This is a genomic window from Bacteroides sp. D1, assembly GCF_000157095.2.
In the GTDB taxonomy this organism is placed as follows: Bacteria; Bacteroidota; Bacteroidia; order Bacteroidales; family Bacteroidaceae; genus Bacteroides; species Bacteroides xylanisolvens.
The window spans coordinates 54,436-74,082 of sequence record NZ_JH114338.1; the positions used below are offsets into that span (position 1 = coordinate 54,436).

At 41.3% G+C, this 19,647-nt stretch carries 19 protein-coding genes; 8 read left to right on the top strand and 11 right to left on the bottom strand.

Features of this window, described 5'->3' with window-relative positions; all coding sequences use genetic code 11:
• Positions 1-18: 18 nt before the first annotated feature.
• Positions 19-183 (bottom strand): hypothetical protein, encoded by a 165-nt coding sequence (locus BSAG_RS24925; protein WP_008997446.1) that lies wholly within the window; start codon positions 181-183, stop codon positions 19-21.
• A 232-nt stretch (positions 184-415) separates the two neighbouring features.
• On the opposite strand from BSAG_RS24925, the gene BSAG_RS14640 reads away from it, so the two are divergent.
• A complete protein-coding gene (locus tag BSAG_RS14640; RefSeq protein ID WP_008997447.1) occupies positions 416-784 on the top strand; it encodes a hypothetical protein in 369 nt (122 codons plus the stop codon).
• 66 nt (positions 785-850) lie between these two features.
• Here the strand turns inward: BSAG_RS14640 and BSAG_RS14635 are convergent, their stop codons facing one another.
• Positions 851-1,561, bottom strand: a complete 711-nt coding sequence (locus BSAG_RS14635; RefSeq protein ID WP_004315352.1) for a tRNA1(Val) (adenine(37)-N6)-methyltransferase — start codon at positions 1,559-1,561, stop codon at positions 851-853.
• A 215-nt stretch (positions 1,562-1,776) separates the two neighbouring features.
• On the opposite strand from BSAG_RS14635, the gene lon reads away from it, so the two are divergent.
• Genes lon through BSAG_RS14620 form a run of 3 tightly spaced genes read left to right on the top strand, consistent with a single transcriptional unit; the run spans position 1,777 to position 6,470 of the window.
• A complete protein-coding gene (gene lon / locus BSAG_RS14630; protein WP_004315351.1) occupies positions 1,777-4,242 on the top strand; it encodes an endopeptidase La in 2,466 nt (821 codons plus the stop codon).
• Positions 4,239-5,369, top strand: coding sequence for a tRNA guanosine(34) transglycosylase Tgt (gene tgt / locus BSAG_RS14625; protein ID WP_004315350.1), 1,131 nt, complete (start codon positions 4,239-4,241; stop codon positions 5,367-5,369). Before lon ends, tgt begins: the two co-directional genes overlap by 4 nt.
• A 3-nt stretch (positions 5,370-5,372) precedes the next feature.
• Entirely contained in the window at positions 5,373-6,470 is a 1,098-nt protein-coding gene (locus BSAG_RS14620) for an LptF/LptG family permease (RefSeq protein ID WP_004315349.1), read from the top strand.
• A 250-nt stretch (positions 6,471-6,720) separates the two neighbouring features.
• On the opposite strand, the gene BSAG_RS14615 is transcribed toward BSAG_RS14620, so the two are convergent.
• The gene (locus BSAG_RS14615) at positions 6,721-7,224 is read right to left on the bottom strand and encodes a thioredoxin family protein (protein ID WP_004315348.1); all 504 of its coding nucleotides are present in this window, start codon (positions 7,222-7,224) and stop codon (positions 6,721-6,723) included.
• Positions 7,225-7,490: 266 nt separating this feature from the next.
• On the opposite strand from BSAG_RS14615, the gene serB reads away from it, so the two are divergent.
• Positions 7,491-8,720, top strand: coding sequence for a phosphoserine phosphatase SerB (gene serB, locus BSAG_RS14610; RefSeq protein ID WP_008017556.1), 1,230 nt, complete (start codon positions 7,491-7,493; stop codon positions 8,718-8,720).
• Positions 8,721-8,766: 46 nt separating this feature from the next.
• The gene (locus tag BSAG_RS14605; RefSeq protein WP_004315346.1) at positions 8,767-10,029 is read left to right on the top strand and encodes a DEAD/DEAH box helicase; all 1,263 of its coding nucleotides are present in this window, start codon (positions 8,767-8,769) and stop codon (positions 10,027-10,029) included.
• Positions 10,030-10,111: 82 nt separating this feature from the next.
• Here BSAG_RS14605 and BSAG_RS14600 read toward each other — a convergent pair whose 3' ends face one another.
• The 3 genes from BSAG_RS14600 to rfbC are packed head-to-tail and all read right to left on the bottom strand — an operon-like array spanning position 10,112 to position 12,833.
• Positions 10,112-10,909 (bottom strand): DUF4738 domain-containing protein, encoded by a 798-nt coding sequence (locus tag BSAG_RS14600; protein ID WP_004315345.1) that lies wholly within the window; start codon positions 10,907-10,909, stop codon positions 10,112-10,114.
• A gap of 35 nt (positions 10,910-10,944) precedes the next feature.
• Positions 10,945-12,258, bottom strand: coding sequence for a UDP-glucose dehydrogenase family protein (locus tag BSAG_RS14595; RefSeq protein ID WP_004315344.1), 1,314 nt, complete (start codon positions 12,256-12,258; stop codon positions 10,945-10,947).
• A 26-nt stretch (positions 12,259-12,284) separates the two neighbouring features.
• Complete coding sequence (gene rfbC, locus BSAG_RS14590) at positions 12,285-12,833, bottom strand: dTDP-4-dehydrorhamnose 3,5-epimerase (protein WP_004315343.1); 549 nt, start codon at positions 12,831-12,833, stop codon at positions 12,285-12,287.
• Positions 12,834-12,923: 90 nt separating this feature from the next.
• On the opposite strand from rfbC, the gene BSAG_RS14585 reads away from it, so the two are divergent.
• Complete coding sequence (locus BSAG_RS14585; protein WP_004315342.1) at positions 12,924-14,027, top strand: SPOR domain-containing protein; 1,104 nt, start codon at positions 12,924-12,926, stop codon at positions 14,025-14,027.
• A gap of 18 nt (positions 14,028-14,045) precedes the next feature.
• On the top strand, positions 14,046-14,573 hold the full coding sequence (locus BSAG_RS14580) for an FHA domain-containing protein (RefSeq protein WP_004315341.1): 528 nt from the start codon (positions 14,046-14,048) through the stop codon (positions 14,571-14,573).
• A gap of 2 nt (positions 14,574-14,575) precedes the next feature.
• Here BSAG_RS14580 and BSAG_RS0223055 read toward each other — a convergent pair whose 3' ends face one another.
• The 5 genes from BSAG_RS0223055 to BSAG_RS14565 all read right to left on the bottom strand — a co-directional run bounded on the left by BSAG_RS0223055 (position 14,576) and on the right by BSAG_RS14565 (position 19,482).
• On the bottom strand, positions 14,576-14,827 hold the full coding sequence (locus tag BSAG_RS0223055) for a hypothetical protein (protein WP_004315340.1): 252 nt from the start codon (positions 14,825-14,827) through the stop codon (positions 14,576-14,578).
• The gene (locus BSAG_RS0223060) at positions 14,802-15,320 is read right to left on the bottom strand and encodes a DUF3990 domain-containing protein (RefSeq protein ID WP_004315339.1); all 519 of its coding nucleotides are present in this window, start codon (positions 15,318-15,320) and stop codon (positions 14,802-14,804) included. Before BSAG_RS0223060 ends, BSAG_RS0223055 begins: the two co-directional genes overlap by 26 nt.
• Positions 15,290-15,529, bottom strand: coding sequence for a DUF3791 domain-containing protein (locus tag BSAG_RS14575; RefSeq protein WP_008017560.1), 240 nt, complete (start codon positions 15,527-15,529; stop codon positions 15,290-15,292). The genes BSAG_RS0223060 and BSAG_RS14575 overlap by 31 nt, the downstream gene beginning before the upstream one ends.
• Positions 15,530-15,751: 222 nt before the next feature.
• Positions 15,752-16,432, bottom strand: coding sequence for a hypothetical protein (locus BSAG_RS14570; protein WP_004315337.1), 681 nt, complete (start codon positions 16,430-16,432; stop codon positions 15,752-15,754).
• An 11-nt stretch (positions 16,433-16,443) separates the two neighbouring features.
• Positions 16,444-19,482, bottom strand: a complete 3,039-nt coding sequence (locus tag BSAG_RS14565) for a PL29 family lyase N-terminal domain-containing protein (protein WP_008017561.1) — start codon at positions 19,480-19,482, stop codon at positions 16,444-16,446.
• Positions 19,483-19,647: the final 165 nt, after the last annotated feature.

Below are 19,647 nucleotides of genomic sequence, written 5' to 3' on the forward strand. Positions count from 1 at the left end.
CGGTAAAACCATGGGAGATCACGGTCCGCTCTTATAGTCAGAACGTTCCAGGTAGTGTTTTTCGTCAAGCCAAACTTCAATTTTATCAGAGCCGTCATGCCAACCGGAGATATCGAAATACTCCATTAAAACTTCGGGAAAGATGACTCGTAGTAACTTATCTAGATTGCGATTAGAATTCATTGGATTGTTATTTTTTTAATCTTCCGCAAAGATAGTTCACTTGCGCGTATTAACATAACATATCCACAGGGTTTTCGGACTGACCCCTTTATTCGTTTGTCCAAATGATCATCATGAATCGCCCCGATTATTTGTATCCGACATATTACATCCAATCCATTATCATCTTCATAGCATGGACTTTGATTTTCATTTGCTTTATGATCGCTTACCAAAAACAAAATAATAAATCATGGAAGGATTAATACAATTTACAGGTATAGTGATGATTGCATTTGGAATACTGCAAATCATCCTTTTCTTTAAAATTTGGGGAATGACTAATAACGTCAAACGCATTTGGAAGAAAATAGATAATAAAGACTTTCTTTCCGATGCTTGTGTTTCTTATATAAAAGGCAACTTGGAAGAAACTGAAAGGTTGGCAAATGAAGCTTTTCTGCAGGAAGTAGCTTTGCTTTCTAAATCATCTGAATCTTATGAAGATTGGATTGATAATTATATAAAAATAAAAGAAAAATACACCCGTATCTTCAAGAAAATAGATAAGCCAGCTCCTGACTTTAATAAATACGAAGAACCGAAGATGTATCTACTTTAAACAATAGAGAAAAAAATAAGGCTGACATAACAAGTATCAGCCTTATTTTTTTTACATATATCCATATCACATATTCAAATAATACTCCCTCGTCAACGCTATATACTCCTCACTATACTGATGACGCGCCAATTCCGTCAACAACTCTTCTATCACACACTCCCGATTGGAAAAAGAAAAAGCAATCAGCGTACGTTTTGGAATACCGCCGGGCTTAGTAATTACATTGAGCTGACGAATCGCATACAACTTATTCATAGAAGCTATCGCCTTTACCCGATCAACCACATCCGTTGGAATCACGACCGTAAAAAGTCCGTCTGCTGCCAATAACCTATTTACCCCTTCCAGCAATTCTTCGTAGGTTAGAGAATCATTGTGACGGGCAGCAGCCCTCTGCCGATCCGGACACTCCAACGAATCGACAAAATAAGGGGGATTTGAAACAATCACATCAAATTTATCCGAAGACCGGTATTTCTTAAAGTCAGCCTGCACCACTTCTATCCGCTCCTGCCAAGGAGAACGAGCCACATTTTCCCTGGCCTGTTCGGCCGCCGCCTCGTCTATCTCCAATGCCACAATCTTTGCGTCTGGCAAACTGCGTTGAGCCAACATTAAAGCCACCAAGCCCGTCCCCGTACCAATATCCAATATCCGGCGCGCGCGCTCAACCGAAGCCCAAGCTCCCAAAAGCACCCCATCCGTACCAACTTTCATAGCACATTGGTCGTGCCACACTGTAAATTGCTTAAATTGAAAATAAGGATTCGACATTTTATCCGTTTGTCTTAAAGCTGTTTTATTCTACTATTTTATTGCAAATCGCCAAAAATAAATAATAATTATGGAATACTCCCTCTACAAGCTGATATTTTGGCATTGTTTTTGTGTTTTTATTCTGCACAGTGCTTTATTATTAGAGAGAATCAATTAACTTTGCAAACGATTTATGCATATCAGTATGACATAAACTAAATTAAAACGAAAAGATGAAAGAAAGATATTTATTGGAAGATGGAAGCGATAACGGCTTCTCGCTAATCACTGACTATGATGGGAACGATGAACAGGCATTTGATGTAAATGTGAAATCTGGTGAAATTCTTCCGGTACTCCCTCTACGTAACATGGTGTTGTTTCCTGGAGTATTCCTGCCGATCACAGTGGGCCGTAAGTCTTCTCTGAAACTCATACGAGACGCTGACAAGAAGCATAAAGATATTGCCGTAGTATGTCAGAGATCGGCACATACAGAGGATCCGAAGTTGGAAGATTTACACAATATCGGTACCGTAGGACGAATTGTGCGGATATTGGAAATGCCCGATCAGACAACGACTGTCATCCTTCAAGGAATGAAACGTCTGAACCTGATAAACATTATCGAAACCCATCCGTATCTGAAAGGTGAAATAGAACTTTTGGAAGAAGACATTCCAAGCAAAGACGATAAAGAGTTTCAAGCCTTGGTGGAAACCTGCAAGGACTTGACAATGAGATATATCAAATCGTCAGATGTGATGCATCAGGATTCGGCATTTGCTATTAAGAATATCAACAGCCCGATGTTCCTAGTCAATTTCATCTGCTCGAACCTGCCGTTCAAGAAAGACGAGAAGATGGACTTGTTAAGCATCCACTCATTACGTGAACGCACATATCACTTACTGGAAATCCTGAACCGCGAAGTGCAACTGGCAGAAATCAAGGCATCCATCCAAATGCGTGCCCGCGAAGATATCGACCAGCAGCAACGCGAATACTTCCTGCAACAGCAAATCAAGACTATCCAAGATGAACTAGGTGGCGGCGGCCAGGAGCAAGAAATAGAAGAAATGCGCCAAAAGGCAGAAAGAATGCGTTGGAACGCAGAAGTCAGGGAAACATTTATGAAAGAACTGGCTAAACTGGAACGCACCCATCCACAATCTCCGGATTACAGCGTACAGCTTAACTATCTGCAAACCATGCTCAATCTTCCGTGGGGTACGTATACAACTGACAATCTGAACCTTAAAAACGCAGAAAAGACGTTGAACAAAGACCATTACGGACTGGAAAAAGTGAAAGAACGCATTTTGGAGCATTTGGCTGTATTAAAGCTGAAAGGTGATATGAAATCACCGATTATCTGCTTATATGGCCCTCCGGGAGTAGGTAAAACATCTCTTGGAAAATCCATTGCATCTGCGCTCAAACGGAAGTATGTACGTATGTCTTTGGGCGGCGTGCATGACGAAGCTGAAATCCGCGGACATCGGAAAACTTATATCGGCGCCATGCCCGGACGAATCATCAAGAGTTTGATTAAAGCCGGCGCATCCAATCCTGTCTTCATCCTGGATGAAATAGACAAGGTCAGCGCCGACCGTCAGGGAGACCCCTCTTCCGCATTGCTGGAAGTGCTCGATCCGGAACAGAATACTGCTTTCCACGATAACTTCCTGGATGTAGATTACGACCTCTCAAAGGTATTGTTTATCGCAACAGCCAACAACCTGAACACAATCCCCGGCCCATTGCTCGACCGTATGGAATTGATTGAGGTAAGCGGATATATCACGGAAGAGAAAGTAGAGATAGCCCGTAAGCATCTGCTTCCCAAAGAGCTGGAAGCCAACGGACTTAAAAAGACAGATATCAAGCTTCCCAAAGAAACACTGGAAGCTATCATCGAGTCATATACCCGTGAGAGCGGCGTCCGTGAGCTGGAAAAGAAGATTGGTAAAATCCTTCGTAAATCAGCCCGTCAATATGCTACGGACGGTTATTTCGCCAAGACAGAAATCAAACCGTCGGATTTGTATGACTTTCTGGGAGCACCGGAATATACACGTGACAAGTATCAGGGAAATGATTACGCAGGCGTAGTCACCGGATTGGCATGGACAGCCGTCGGAGGCGAAATCTTATTTGTAGAAACGAGCTTGAGCCGTGGCAAGGGCGGACGTCTCACACTGACCGGTAACCTGGGAGATGTGATGAAAGAATCTGCCATGCTGGCACTTGAATATATCAAGGCACACGCTTCTATCCTGAATCTGGACGAAGAAATCTTCGACAACTGGAATATCCATATCCACGTTCCCGAAGGCGCAATTCCGAAAGACGGTCCGTCGGCAGGTATCACGATGGCTACTTCTCTGGCTTCTGCCCTGACTCAAAGAAAAGTGAAAGCCAACATTGCCATGACAGGCGAAATTACCCTTCGCGGCAAAGTGCTTCCCGTGGGTGGCATCAAAGAGAAGATATTGGCAGCCAAGCGTGCCGGAATCAAGGAAATCATCATGAGTGCCGAGAACAAAAAGAACATAGATGAGATTCAGGAGATTTATCTGAAAGGACTGACTTTCCACTATGTAAACGATATAAAAGAGGTATTTGCCATTGCGCTGACCAATGAGAAAGTGTCGGATGCTATTGATTTATCCGTTAAGAAACCCAGCCAGGAATGACATTTGAGTTACAATATACAGATACTAAAAGTAATGCCCGTGCGGGTCTGATTACCACAGACCACGGGCAGATACAAACACCGATCTTTATGCCGGTGGGCACACTGGGCACGGTTAAGGGAGTACATCTGACCGAATTGAAAGAGGATATTCAGGCGCAGATTATTCTGGGTAATACCTATCACCTCTATTTGCGTCCGGGACTGGACGTGATCGAGAAAGCAGGCGGACTGCACCGTTTTAACGGTTTCGACCGCCCGATGCTAACTGACAGCGGTGGTTTCCAGGTATTCTCTTTGGCCGGAATCAGAAAGCTGCGGGAAGAAGGAGCCGAATTTCGTTCGCATATCGACGGAAGCAAGCACGTCTTCACTCCGGAAAAGGTGATGGACATAGAACGCACCATCGGCGCAGACATTATGATGGCTTTTGACGAATGTCCTCCCGGTGACTCGGATTATGAGTATGCCAAAAAGTCATTAGGTTTGACGCACAGATGGCTCGACCGTTGTATACAACGTTTTAATGAGACGGAACCTAAATATGGTTACAATCAGGCTCTCTTTCCTATCGTGCAAGGTTGTGTCTATCCCGACCTGCGCAAACAATCAGCAGAGTTTATCGCGTCCAAAGGGGCCGACGGGAACGCTATTGGCGGTTTGGCAGTAGGCGAACCGGTAGACAAGATGTATGAAATGATCGAGATTGTTAATGAAATACTTCCCAAAGACAAACCTCGTTACCTGATGGGCGTCGGAACTCCTGTCAATATTCTTGAAGGAATAGAGCGTGGCGTGGATATGTTTGACTGCGTTATGCCTACACGAAACGGACGAAATGGCATGTTGTTCACCAAAGATGGCATTATCAATATGCGAAACAAGAAATGGGAAACCGACTTCTCTCCCATCGAAGCCGACGGAGCTTCCAGCGTAGATACGTTGTACAGCAAGGCTTATTTGCGCCATCTTTTCCATGCGCAAGAGCTACTGGCCATGCAAATTGCCTCGATACACAACCTGGCATTCTATCTGTGGCTGGCAGGAGAAGCAAGAAAACATATTATTGCCGGAGATTTCTCGACCTGGAAGCCGATGATGGTCAAAAGAGTATCAACTAGATTATAAGAAATGAAAAGCAATCGATTTATAAAACGGCTGGACTGGTATATCATCAAGAAGTTCTTGGGGACATACGTATTTGCTATTGCATTGATCATTTCTATTGCAGTGGTATTCGATTTCAACGAAAAGATGGACAAATTGATGGAGCATGAAGCTCCCTGGGATAAGATCATCTTTGAATACTACATGAACTTTATCCCCTATTTCTCCAATCTGTTCAGTCCGCTGTTCGTATTCATTGCTGTTATTTTCTTTACCTCCAAGTTGGCAGAGAACTCTGAAATCATCGCTATGTTCTCCACCGGCATGAGCTTTAAGAGAATGATGCGTCCTTATATGATTTCGGCCGCTATCATTGCGCTGACCACCTTCACGCTAAGTTCGTACGTGATTCCTAAAGGAAGCGTGACGCGTCTGAACTTTGAAGACCGGTATATCAAACCCAAGAAACAAAATTCGGTAAGCAATGTACAGTTAGAGGTAGACAGCGGGGTTATAGCCTACATTGACAACTATAACAACGCCATGAAAACCGGTAACCGTTTTTCATTGGATAAATTCGTTGACAAGAAGCTGGTTTCGCATTTAACTGCACGCCGTATCACTTATGACACTGCAACTGTTCATAAATGGACAATTCACGACTATATGGTACGCGAATTAGATGGTTTAAAAGAAAAAATCACTAAGGGAGATCGAATCGACTCTATTATCAATATGGAACCTTCTGACTTTCTCATCATGAAAAATCAGCAGGAGATGTTGACCAGCCCCGAACTAAGTGACTATATAGAAAAACAAAAGCGAAGAGGATTTGCCAACATCAAGGAGTTTGAGATTGAATATCACAAACGCATTGCCATGTCGTTCGCTTCTTTCATCCTTACCATCATCGGTGTATCGCTTTCATCCCGGAAAACAAAAGGTGGTATGGGGCTCCACTTGGGTATCGGATTAGGGTTAAGTTTTTCTTATATCCTGTTCCAAACGATTACCTCCACCTTTGCCGTGAACGGAAATGTGCCTCCTGCCATTGCAGTCTGGATTCCCAATATCCTTTATGCAGGTATCGCATTCTTCCTGTATCAGAAAGCACCCAAATAACCAGAAAGCAACAAATAAAAGGATTGCAAGCCTTCCGCAGTCTTCAGGAACTCGATCCGCAGACTGTCCCAAGGTTTCGGATATACCGCAGAAAGAAAGATATAAAAATAAGAAGTTCCGCCTATTCCTGCTAATGCAAGTGTAGGCGGAACTTTTTTGTTGTATCCATTTCCTCTTTTGTCTATTCTCCATTGTTTTCACCTGACGGTGATCCGGAAAATCCCTCTTTCTCCTTACATTCCTAAAATCGTTAACCGATTTCTTTTACATAAGCAGAAAGATCTGCAGCAGAGATGTTTTTGGCTATAATTACACCATTTCCATCCAATAAATAGTTAGTGAATCCCCGATTTAAACGGTATTTCTTAAATAATCCGGAATCCTCGCCTTCTGTTTCCACGAAACAAGTGGGCGTAACTATTTGATCCTTACGAACGGTTTCCTTAAATATTGACTGATATTCGTCAAATGAAACAGAAACCATTTCCACATTATGAGAAGAACGAAGCGCATTGCTTAAACTTACGTTTTGCATCCGGGACTGCGCGTCATAACTTGCCCAGAAACTTAGCAACACATATTTGCCTTTCAAATTTCCCAACTTAAAGGCGGGTTGCTCATTTGACGTAGATTCGATCTTAAAATCAGGGGCTACGTCGCCCTCACTCAAACCTCCGGTAGGTTTGTCTTTCTCAACGAAAGCGGTCAAGGAACAAATTAGTAATACAACAAAAATCCATTTTACATGCTTCATGTAATTCGGTTTTAGTTAATACTATCCGGGACTGTCCTTAAACAGTGGTTTCTTCCCGAAACGTTGTCTTTTCAGGCATCAGGCGAAGAGGAATCCGCTGATTATCAGAGCCTTTATTTTTGAAACCGGGTGCAAAGGTAAGTAAATATTAAATTAACTTCCAAGCAAATAAGCAAAAATCTCACTTTTTGGGTATAACTTTTTATGTTATTTAGCATAAAAACGAACTTTTTTCTCTACTTTTGCAGAGTTAAAGTCTATTTTTTATGCAACCATCAAATACTGAATTGATTCTGATTCGAGTTACCGGCGAAGATCGTCCGGGACTGACTGCTTCTGTGACTGAAATCCTTGCCAAATATGATGCTACGATCCTTGACATCGGCCAGGCAGATATTCATAATACATTATCGCTGGGAATTCTGTTCAAGAGTGAAGAAAGACACTCCGGATTCATTATGAAGGAACTCCTGTTCAAAGCTTCTTCATTGGGAGTGACCATCCGGTTTGAACCTATCACCACCGAACAATATGACAACTGGGTAGGCATGCAAGGGAAAAACCGCTATATCCTGACGGTATTGGGACGCAAACTTTCCGCCCGCCAGATTTCTGCCGCTACAAGCATATTAGCCGAACAGGGCATGAATATAGACGCTATCAAGCGTCTGACAGGTCGCATCCCGTTGGACGAATGTCAGACTGATACACGCACCCGGGCTTGCATCGAATTTTCAGTAAGAGGTACTCCGAAAGACCGCATTGCCATGCAGGAGAAGCTGATGAAACTGGCCAGCGAACTGGAAATGGACTTTTCTTTCCAACAGGATAATATGTACCGCCGTATGCGCCGCCTGATTTGTTTTGATATGGACTCTACCTTAATCGAGACAGAAGTGATTGACGAACTGGCTATCCGTGCCGGTGTAGGCGACGAAGTGAAAGCCATCACGGAAAGCGCCATGCGTGGAGAAATAGACTTTACAGAGAGCTTTACCCGTCGCGTAGCCTTATTGAAGGGGTTGGACGAATCGGTAATGCAGGAAATAGCCGAGAACTTGCCTATCACAGAGGGTGTAGAGCGACTGATGTATGTATTGAAGAAGTACGGTTACAAGATCGCTATCCTTTCGGGAGGATTCACTTATTTCGGCCAGTACCTGCAAAAGAAATACGGTATAGATTATGTCTATGCCAACGAACTGGAAATCATCGACGGCAAACTAACTGGACGTTATCTGGGGGATGTAGTAGACGGAAAACGGAAAGCCGAACTGCTCCGCCTCATTGCACAAGTGGAAAAGGTGGATATTGCACAGACCATCGCCGTAGGAGACGGAGCCAACGATCTCCCTATGCTGGGGGTTGCCGGACTAGGAATCGCTTTCCACGCCAAGCCCAAAGTGGTGGCCAATGCCAAGCAATCAATCAACACTATCGGACTGGATGGAGTGCTCTATTTCCTCGGGTTCAAAGATTCTTACTTGAATATGTAATTAGACCAAAAAATAGATTATCTTTGCTGACAAATAAAATAAAAGAATGAAGTTTTCCGAACTACAATTAAATGCAAATGTGCTTGAGGCGCTTGATGCCATGCGATTTGACGAATGTACGCCTATACAAGAACAAGCAATTCCAATCATACTTGAGGGTAAAGATTTGATCGCAGTAGCACAGACAGGAACAGGTAAAACGGCCGCGTTTCTGCTTCCTGTATTGAATAAATTATCTGAAGGTAAACATCCGGAGGATGCGATTAATTGTGTCATCATGTCTCCTACCCGGGAATTGGCCCAACAGATCGACCAGCAAATGGAAGGGTTTTCCTATTTCATGCCGGTATCGAGTGTTGCTGTATATGGCGGAAATGACGGGATATTGTTCGAACAACAGAAAAAGGGACTCACATTGGGAGCTGATGTTGTCATTGCTACTCCCGGACGTCTGATCGCCCATTTAAGCCTTGGATATGTAGATCTCTCCAAGGTTTCTTATTTTATTTTGGATGAAGCAGACCGGATGCTCGACATGGGATTCTACGAAGATATCATGCAAATAGCCAAATATCTGCCGAAGGAACGACAGACTATCATGTTTTCAGCAACAATGCCGGCAAAGATACAGCAATTGGCAAATACGATCTTAAACGAACCGTCGGAAATAAAGCTCGCTGTTTCCAAACCTGCGGAAAAGATTATTCAGGCGGCATACGTCTGCTATGAAAATCAAAAGTTGGGCATCATACGCAGTCTTTTTATGGATGAGGTTCCGGAACGTGTGATTGTCTTTGCTTCTTCCAAAATTAAGGTTAAAGAAGTTGCCAAGGCGTTGAAATCAATGAAGCTGAACGTAGGTGAAATGCATTCGGACTTGGAACAGGCTCAACGGGAAACGGTTATGCACGAGTTTAAAGCCGGACGAATCAATATATTGGTAGCTACGGACATCGTTGCACGTGGTATTGATATTGATGATATCCGCCTGGTTATCAACTTCGACGTGCCTCACGATAGTGAGGACTATGTGCACCGCATCGGCCGTACGGCACGTGCCAACAATGACGGGGTGGCACTTACGTTTATCAACGAAAAGGAACAGAGTAACTTCAAAAGCATTGAGAATTTTCTGGAGAAAGAGATTTATAAGATTCCTATCCCTGAAGGATTGGGAGAGGCTCCGGAATACAAACCGCGTTCGTTCAACAAAAACAGGAACGGGAATTTCTCTAAAAGAAAAGATTTCCGGGGAAAAAGAAACAACGGAGGGAAGAAAAGCAACTACCCTGCGCCCAGACAGAAATAAAATCTGTATTTCCTTGTTTGAATAGAGTCCGTATTTCTTATTGGGGAAAACCTGATTTCTATTTGAATAGAATGTAGAGTCCTTATTTGGATGAAGTAATCTCCAAATCGCCTTTAAAGCTCACTTCCATATTTACAACGCTATATATGGAAGTTTCCGGAATGGCTAAAACAGCTTGATAATGAAAACCATTCCGGTTTACTTTCACAAACTTTGTATCTGACAGGATTGATTGCGCCAGGAAATCCGCAGGAACCACTTTGTCGAACATCTGTTTGGTTATATCGCTGGCAAACAGGCTCTTTTTACCTTCGTACACACAGATGTGCATCACATTATCATAGTACACATTATCCATACTAATCCCGTCTTCGGAATAAGTCGTCTTGATGACTCTCATTTTAGATGGATTGATATATACGTATGCACGATAGCGAGTGCCGTTGTAAGTCACTACACTATCGCGTTTGGTTACTTCCGTATAAGTCGGAACCACAAGTTCCTGACGGACAAAATAGATAGAATCATTGAGGTCTTCGGATTTATGCAGTTTTATTACATTATCCGTAATGGAATGAAACCAAAATATATGTTCTCCCTGCTTATCAATCTTGTAATAAGTGGTATCATTTCCATAAGTGTAAAGAATGTCCCGCATTATTTTAAATGCAATGGGAGTACTTTGTGCGTCTGCATAGTAGATGGTATCTCCTTCCACACGCATCAACGGGCTCTCCGTTTCATCGTCCAGCCAAATTCCCTGCAGTAACTCTTTTGCGCTAAGATCCTCTTTCTCCTGTTGAAGAGAATGGGGACTCTTATTGCCGCTACATGCCGCGAAAAGGATTGCCATTAACGATACAGCCACATTTTTCATCATCTATCTTAGTTTTGTATAAAGATACTCCTATTTTTTTATTTACCAATACAATGGTAAACAAATCCGAGCTCTTCCATCTCTTTTTTATCATATATATTACGTCCGTCCAACACAATCTGCTGGGCCATCGTCTTCTTGATAACGGCCCATGAGGGCAGACGGAATTCTTTCCATTCGGTAACCAGCATCAATACATCAGCATCCAGCACTGCATCATACATATCACAAGCATAATAGATTTTTTCTCCAATTCTACGCTTGCACTCTTGCACAGCAGCCGGATCGTATGCACGCACCCGACAACCAGCTTCCAGCAATTTATCGATCAGGACTAATGCCGGAGCCTCACGCATGTCATCCGTTTCCGGTTTAAATGCCAGCCCCCACAAAGCAACAGTCTTACCTTGCAAATCACCATTAAACTGTTTCTTTAACTTCTCAAACAGGACGCTTTTCTGTTGTTCGTTCACTTCTTCCACAGCACTAAGCACCCGCATACTATAACCGTTCTGTTCCGCAGTCTTAATCAATGCTTTCACGTCTTTAGGAAAACAGGAACCACCATATCCGATGCCCGGATACAGGAACTTACGTCCAATACGGGTGTCCGAACCTATTCCGCTACGTACCATGTTCACATCCGCGCCAACGATTTCGCATAAGTTTGCGATATCATTCATAAAACTGATACGGGTTGCCAACATCGAGTTTGCCGCATATTTAGTCATTTCTGCAGATGGAATATCCATGAAAATCACACGGAAATTATTCAATAAGAATGGCTTGTATAGTTTGGACATCAATTTCTCCGCACGTGCCGACTCCACTCCCACTACCACACGGTCCGGACTCATAAAGTCACTGATCGCATTTCCTTCTTTCAGGAATTCCGGATTAGAAGCCACGTCAAAATCAACTTTCACGCCTCTCTTATCCAATTCTTCCTGAATAACCGCGCGAACCTTACTGGCAGTACCCACCGGAACGGTACTTTTGGTAACTACCAGTTTATATTGTTTCATATTGCGACCAATGGTACGGGCCACCTCCAACACGTATTTCAAATCAGCGCTGCCGTCTTCATCCGGAGGGGTGCCAACCGCACTGAATATAACTTCCACGTCGTCCAGACAACTTTCTAATGAGGTTGTAAACTTCAATCGCTTTGCTTTCATATTACGGAGCACCATCTCTTCCAATCCATTCTCATAAATCGGAATATTCCCCTTTTGCAAAGATTCGATTTTCTCTTTATTTGTGTCTACGCACGTTACATTCACGCCAATTTCGGCAAAGCATGTACCTGATACCAGACCCACATACCCTGTTCCCACGATTGCAATTTTCATACTTAATCTATTGTTTGTTTAGAAATTCATTCAAAATAAGCGGCATCTTTAAAGGCAGTTCCCTCTCTGTCTTTCGCCGATAATACCATTTGCGAATCTGCCAACGGCCAGTCTATCCCCAACGTTTCATCATTATACAAAATAGAAGCTTCCGCCTGCGGAGCATACTTGTTATCTACCTTATACGTAAAAACGGCTTCTTCGCTCAAGACTGCAAAGCCATGAGCAAAACCACGGGGAATGAAAAATTGTCTCTTGTTTTCCTCACTAAGCAACACGCAGACGTGCTTTCCAAACGTAGGCGATGATTTACGCAAATCAACGGCAACGTCCAGCACTTTTCCTTTAAGAACACGAACCAGTTTCGCCTGACTGTATTCTCCTTTCTGATAGTGCAATCCGCGTAACACGCCAAAAGATGATTTCGACTCGTTGTCCTGTATAAAATCTACGGGACCAATATTGGCATCAAACTCTTCTTTCTTATAGGCTTCCATAAAATAGCCCCGTTCATCGGAGAAAACTTTAGGCTCTATCAGCCATACTCCGTCTATTTCCGTCTGTATATAGTTCATTATTGATAGTGATAAATAAAACGATGCAAAAGTAGTGAATTTTTCGAAGTTTTCTGGGATATATTCAATTTATCTCGTAATTTTGCAGACATGATTGAATTGGCACAACATATAGAGACTTTACTACTGGAAAACGATTGCGTCATTGTTCCGGGGTTTGGCGGTTTTGTAGCGCATTACTCGCCTGCAACCCGCGTAAAAGAAGAAAATATATTTTTACCTCCTACCCGCACAATCGGCTTTAATCCTCAATTAAAACTGAATGACGGCGTATTGGTGCAATCTTATATGTCAGCGTATGACACGAGTTTTGCTGACGCCAGCCGCATAGTAGAAAAGGAAGTAAACGAATTCATCGGTCTCCTTCATGAAGAAGGAAAAGCCCATTTGGATAATATAGGCGAGATTCACTATAACATTTATGGTAACTATGAGTTTGTTCCTTATGACTATAAGATAACGACTCCTTCATTATACGGTCTCGACTCCTTCGAAATGCATGAACTTTCCGTTCTGCAACAGAAAGAAAAAGTATGGATACCGGCTCATCCGGAGAAGGAAAAGAAGACTTTTGAAATTAGTATCAATCGTGCGTATCTTCGCAATGCTGCAGCAATGATTGCTGCCATCGTATTGTTCTTTGCCTTTTCAACTCCGGTAGAGAATACAGACGTTCAAAAAAACAATTATGCACAATTATTACCCAGTGAGCTTTTTGAGCAAATAGAAAAGCAATCAGTTGTAGTAACTCCTGTGTATGTTAAGAGTGAGGCAATGCAACAAGCTAAGAAGCTTTCCGCTACTGCTTCAACTTCTTCTTCAACGAAGACTTCATCCACTAAAAAGAATACAGCGGATAAGACTTCCAAGCCAATCGCAGTTAGAGAAATGAAAGTGGCCAAACAGGAAACGGCAGCTACTGCTTCCGCTACTACCCCTGCTGCGGTTAAATCTCCAGAAAGTGCCAATCATCCTTTCCATATCATAGTGGCAGGAGGAATCAGCCTGAAAGATGCAGAAGCCATAGCAACTCAATTAAAATCAAAAGGGTTTGCTAATGCAAAAGCGCTGAACATGGATGGAAAAGTACGTGTCAGTATCAGTTCATTCGACAACCGCAATGAAGCGACCAAGCAATTACTTGAGCTAAGAAAAAACGAAACTTATAAGAATGCCTGGTTACTGGCTAAATAAAAATCCCTTTTTAAAAGTATGAAACGAGTTCTTTGTCCTAAATGTGAGAATTACCTTTTTTTTGATGAAACCAAGTATAGCGAAGGCCAATCACTGGTATTTGAATGTGAGCATTGCGGCAAGCAATTCAGCATCCGGCTTGGAAAGAGCAAAGTAAAGGCTCTTAGAAAGGAAGAAAATCTGGAAGAAGAAGCTGAATCCCATAAAGAAGAATTCGGATATATCACTGTTATCGAAAATGTATTCGGTTATAAACAGATATTGCCCTTACAAGAAGGTGACAATGTCATAGGCCGCCGTTGTGTGGGAACTTTTATCAATACGCCCATTGAAAGTGGTGATATGAGCATGGATCGACGCCATTGCATCATCAATATCAAACGTAATAAGCAAGGAAAACTTGTTTATACATTACGGGATGCTCCCAGCCTGACAGGTACTTTCCTCATGAATGAGATTCTGGGAGATAAAGACCGTGTATGCATTGAGGATGGCGCTATTGTGACTATCGGAGCTACTACATTTATTTTGCATGCAGCTGAATGAACTTATAACTTATTTTGATACTCTCGCATGAATTCATCAGCGATATAGAGATTACCATAGAGATAAAGCCCTGTTTCCTTGTCATGCAAGTCAGCGCAAGTCTTGCTTTCATAAAACAATTGCAATGCTCTGACTGGAGCAATTTCCAAGCGTCTTGAAAGTTCGGCAGCAATGACACCGATACGATTACTTAATATTATCTCTTGAATTTCAGGAGACTTTACAGGATCATTCTGCCAGTTCTGTTCCATCATAAATAAGGTATTTATCCGTAATATTTTGGTTTAACAAACAAATCTGATTATTTGGTTGGTGTTGAGCAAGACGCTGTAATGCCACATCAGCACTCATCAAACCAGACATATATAAATTTACCGTATCAATTACCCGGTCATTCGCGACACCTCCCTCTATATAATCATAATTTGCCGCTGGATTCAGTCCACGACGACTGGCTACAATAAATTCCAACCATTCCGAATCGTAAGCTTTGAACACCTTACAACGAGCCTTTTCCAAAACAAGTTCTCTATCAAGTTGGTAAATATTAATAATGGCTTGGGTGTTGCGTCGCTTAGCCGTTGCAATAGCCCAACGACAAGCCTGCTCTTTGATATCTGTAACATAGAATCCACGACCAAAATCAAGATTCTCCCTTCCTAAACGACAAATAGGAACATCAACTCGTTCCGTTCCTCCATGATATACTGTTATTTTCATCGTTTTGCCTCCCAAGTTGTCAGACATTCTATCATATTATCAGTCACATGCTCGCGACTCTCAGTATGTAATACATCATAGCAAGGCAAGATGTAATTCTCAATCATACCTACACGCTTCATGCGGGTAAAAACTTCTTGATATGATTTACCTAATCGGCGTGCCGTACTTTCAATGCAGGACGCTACAAATGCTAATGTCACTTCAGTATGTGATAATTCAATCAGATTTTCCATATTAAATTCTGTATAAAGCTAATTTGAGCTAATTACAAAGTTAATGAATATATCTGGAAACAGATAAAGTTTAATCTTCTTTTTATTGTTTTTGAATCATTCGATCCGTAGGAAGCACAATTCTAGTTCATATTAAATGGCATTACTAATATGAACAGAAATAAAAAAGGATAGGAATCTATATATTGGCAATATTCCTATCCTTTTTTCATTGTTTTATGTTCAAGCTATATCCAGATGTTCCGAAGAATACAATTTATGAGCTTTCCCATAAAGACAATATCCAATTATAGCCGTAAGAAGGGAATAACCGAAAGAGGGAATCCACCAATAATAGTCTACAAATCTCCAAAGCAAAACAGAGCTTGCTATCCACATTAAAATAACACTCCATACAAACCATTGAGTTACTTTTTGAGTTGAGATAAATTTAGGCAGCATATTATTAGGTACACTTCTATCCGGTTCTCTCATTACTTTTCCATATACAAATATTTCAGATGAAACCGGTGAGATATTGGATGGTTGACTTGAAGTTGTTTCAAAGAAATCGACCTCTCTCTTTTTCACGATTCGTATCCAACTCTTCATCCATTCATAATGTCCGATAATACTAGCCAGCCAACACATAGAAGCAAACCATCCTAAAGTAATAATCAAAAGTGGTAGCCATATACTATCTAAAAATGAAAAAATAGTTCCACTGCAAGGAGCGCATTGAACATTTTCTGATTGCGGTATAATGGTATAAAATGCCACAAACAAAGCGCCAACAAAAATGGCGTAATAGTTAACCCATGTATGATAACGCTGTACATGGAACTGATAGGCTTCAACGACCTTGTCGTATGCGACTTGTTTTTTACAAATTTGGTCGCAAGGATTTGAACCTGAGTTATTCATAATTATATAGTTTAAAATTCGACTTCTGATTTAATTTCAAATCCTCCCCATCCATTCTTACCATATCCTGAAGCATTTATTGGAATAAATAGATATTGAGGATAATTTTCATTACACATGGTCGGCTCGGGAATATACATGGGACCTCCCCCATATTTCACAGTATGACTAGTTCCAAAGACGATATAGACTGAAACATTCTTATAACCATCAAATAAATTTTCTATTCCTAATGTAGGTGATTCTATAGCTTTACAATATACCTTATTAAATATGGGAGTCCAAGAACATCGAGCATACTCTTTATCCGGTCCTACAGTGCTAGGGACAGTTCCTTTCCCAATTTTTTCTTCTCCGACAAATGCACACTTTCCAATAGATTTCATTGAATTTCCGATACTTAAATATCCATCAAATCCAATACAAGCATAAAAAGCATAAATACCAATAGTCTCAACCTTATTAGGAATTACCAAGTTACCAGTAAGTCCTGCACATCCTTCAAAAGCATGATCGTCAATACTCTTAACATTTCCTCCAATAGTAATTTTTCCTTTAAAAGAGCTACAACCATGAAAAGCATAAGCCGGAATATCCGTTAACGCATTTCCTATACTCAATGAACCTGTAAAAGTAGAAGATTGAAATGCAGACCCTTTCATACTTGTTACACTATTCGGTATCACTAAGTCTCCTGTTACTTTGCTACAACCAGCAAATGCTGCTGTTCCAATACTCTGCACTCCCTCTTCTAATATCAAAGTCCCGTTAAAAGCAGAATATTCAAAAGCGCGTTCTCCAATAGTTGCAGTTTTTGAAGGAATCACAATATTCCCTGTTAATTTAAGAGTGTTCGCAAAAGCATATTGACCAATACTTTCTACTGTCTGAGGTATATAAATGGAAGTAATAGAACTATTATAAAACGCTCTATCTGAAATTGTTTTTAAATTCAGTGGCAATAACACTGTAGGTACCAGAGAATTATTAAAGGCACTAGCCGGTATACTTGTATCACTCAATTCTGAAAGATCTACCGTTTTCAAGTTAGGCATAGTCTTTAAAAACTCGTAATCAAAGGTATTCAGATGTCCTGTGATTTTCAATTCTTCTAAAATTTTAGCGTCTTCACTATTGATTTGTTGTTCCAAAGTTCCTGCTGTTGCCACGTAAATATCCTGTGAACTTCCTCCACGCTGAGTAATCTGTATTGTTTCAGAAGTAACTCCCAATTTGTCAACTAATTTAATAATCGAATAACGCAATTGAGTATTATTATTATGTTGGACATTAAATGTAATCGTTTCATCCCGCATTATGGCACGTGATGTCGGAGCGATAGAAATCCATGTTTTATCCGCTTCCGGAATTTCTATGGTATAATCGATATTAGTGGAAAGCTGCACACTCACCGTACCACCGGTATAAGGAACCGTATAAGAACGGTCGGTGATATTAATCACTCCTTCCACAAAATTGATGGAACGCATGATAGTACGTTCTTCGCCATCGGAAACGAAAACCAATACCTCACTGCTAAGTATCGTTCCCGGTGTAGTCACTTCAATTACTCCGGAAGCATTACCCAAAGATTTTACCACAGCACGGAAACCATCTTGCGCCAAAGCTTTCAATACAGTCTTATCCGTAGCCCCCGTAATAGCATATTGAATGGGATAAGTCTGATTGGCTAATACCCGTATATCCTCCGTTTCATTGAAAGTGATAGACAGCTTTTTGTGTTTGGGTACGGAGATAATGTTTCCGGCTTGCATCTCCAAATAAACATAATCATCATCCTCCGTCACATTCTTGAAGAAAGCGTCTCCACTTGTTCCATCCGCACCGGTCGCTTTTCCTAGTTTTGTCCAGTTCGAACCATTGTCATAAGATATATACCAATAGCCGTCTTCTTCTATCTTCAACTGTGGAGTGACACCATTAGTACCATCCGTGCCGTCTTGTCCATCCGAACCGTCAACACCTTGCGCCTTTATCTTATTACCATTATCATCTTTCATCCAATCGCTATTCAACGTCCAATAATAGATACCGTCGGTATCTTGTTTCACTCCGACAACAGGTGTCACCCCATCCTTGCCATCCGAACCGTCTTGACCATCATTACCATCTGCCCCATCTTTACCATGATATATGGTTATCGGTTCACGTTTTTCAAAATAAAGTTTATAACCAATCACCTTCCCATTATCATTCAAAGGTACCACATTAGTTATACCATCTTTTTGTTGTAGTGCTTCAATAATTGATTGTATAGACGAAATATCAGTATTCATCTGTTCACACAAGCTTTGCAACTCGCCAAAAGCATACCAAGTCGGCAGTTTTATAACAGTTCCATTCGACAAGGTGAAAGTAACAAAGTCCTGACTGGAAGTGTAATCTATATCACTAAACATATCGTCACCATCCACTCCATCTTTACCAGTATCACCTGTAGCCTGCCCTATATTCGACCACGTACTGCCATTATTCATCGACAGCCACCAACGACCATTTTCTATTTTCAATTGTGGAGTAATGCCATCCATACCAGGTTTACCATCTATACCATTTTCTCCATCTTTTCCATCTTCACCTACTGCCTTTACTTTATTCCCGGCATCATCAATTAACCATTCTCCGTTTAACGTCCAATAATAAACATTATCCGTATCTCGTCTCACGCCAACCACCGGCGTTACTCCATCCTTACCGGCAATACCCGTATCACCTTTATCCCCCTTTTCTCCATGATAAATAGTAATGGGATCTCCCTTTGAAAAAGAAATAGTGTAACCAACCGTCTTACCACCTTCTGTAACAGGATTTACTTTTGTGATGCTTACATTACTTTGCAAAGCTTGTAGTAACGTTTGCAACGCTCCAATGTTTCCATTCATCTGTTTACAGAGTTCTTCAAGTAAAGTTACCCTGCCATCCAATTGATGAATACTATCCCATAAATCATCAGTGTTTGTTTTGCAGCTATAGAATGAAGTACTTAAAGCTGCAATCATTAAGAAAAAGAATACTGTCTTTTTCATCATAATTATTAGAGTTTTTGTCGCCACCTCAACTCCTTAGCAGTGGTAAGTCTATAAAAAAAGTGTGGAGTCGTTAGTTTATCTGTTAGGAGGTTCTGGTAAAACCTTGACATAAATAAACAATACCCCACACTCGTATATATATGTAATATAAAATTACACACGACT